1 protein-coding gene is annotated in these 1,329 nt (G+C 73.5%); it reads right to left on the bottom strand.

The annotated features are described in order from the left end of the window. Positions 1–1,048, bottom strand: a 1,048-nt coding sequence (locus tag AOK18_RS27415; RefSeq protein ID WP_055696074.1) for a PLP-dependent aminotransferase family protein, incomplete at its 3' end; no start/stop codon positions are given. Between the last annotated feature and the right edge of the window lie 281 nt (positions 1,049–1,329).

Genomic DNA, 1,329 nt, shown 5'->3' with positions numbered 1-1,329 from the left:
CGCCGCGGCGCGTCGTGGACAACTCCCGCGCCCTCGCCGAGGGCCTGACGCGCCGGGCGTAGTCCTGGAAGGCGGGCTGCCGGGCCTCCGCGAGGGCGACGGCCTTGGCGGCCATGACGTGCGGGAGCGGACCGCCCAGGACCATCGGGCAGCCGCGGTCGACCTGGTCCTTGAGGGAGTCGTCGCACAGGACCATGCCGCCGCGCGGGCCGCGCAGCGACTTGTGGGTGGTGGTGGTGACGATCTGGGCGTGCGGGACCGGGTCGAAGTCGCCGGTGAGGACCTTGCCGGCGACCAGACCGGCGAAGTGCGCCATGTCGACCATCAGCGTGGCGCCGACCTCGTCGGCGATCTCGCGCATGATCCGGAAGTTGACCAGACGGGGGTACGCGGAGTACCCGGCGACGATGATCAGCGGCTTGAACTCGCGGGCGGAGGTGCGCAGGGCCTCGTAGTCGATGAGGCCGGTGGCCGGGTCGGTGCCGTAGGAGCGCTGGTCGAACATCTTGCCGGAGATGTTCGGGCGGAAGCCGTGGGTGAGGTGGCCGCCGGCGTCCAGGGACATGCCGAGCATGCGCTGGTTGCCGAAGGCCTGGCGGAGTTCGGCCCAGTCCGCCTCGGAGAGGTCGTTGACCTGGCGGGCGCCGGTCTTCTCCAGGAAGGGGGCCTCGACGCGGTCGGCGAGGACCGCCCAGAAGGCGACCAGGTTGGCGTCGATGCCGGAGTGCGGCTGGACGTAGGCGTGGCGGGCGCCGAAGAGTTCCCTGGCGTGCTCGGCGGCCAGGGACTCGACGGTGTCGACGTTGCGGCAGCCCGCGTAGAAGCGGCGGCCGACGGTGCCCTCGGCGTACTTGTCGCTGAACCAGTTGCCCATCGCCAGGAGCGTGGCCGGGGAGGCGTAGTTCTCGGAGGCGATCAGCTTGAGCATCTCGCGCTGGTCGGCGACCTCCTGGCCGATGGCGTCGGCGACGCGCGGCTCGACGGCGCGGATCACGTCGAGGGCGGAGCGGAAGGCGGTGGAAGCGGTGGAGAGGGGCTCGGCGGGCATGGAGGACCTCCGGACGTGGGACGTGGCGTTCGGCGTTCACGGCATGGCCCAGGCGCACGGCACTCGTACCGGGCCCGCGGTGCGGCCCGGGGGCCGCTCCCCGATGGTCGGTCCCATCCCAGCACGCCAGTCACGGCCCGCCGGTCAGCCTACCGGGCGGCGCGGAGGGCCGGACGTGGCGTCCATCATCCGGTCGCGGGAATCCACCGGGTCCCGGGCGTCCGCGCGAGGACGCGGCGCGGGGGCCGGGCTCCTGGCGCGGTGCGCGGGGCCCGGCCCGG

This window comes from Streptomyces prasinopilosus (genome assembly GCF_001419695.1).
Lineage (GTDB): Bacteria > Actinomycetota > Actinomycetes > Streptomycetales > Streptomycetaceae > Streptomyces > Streptomyces prasinopilosus.
This window is presented reverse-complemented; position numbering and strand designations above follow the sequence as displayed.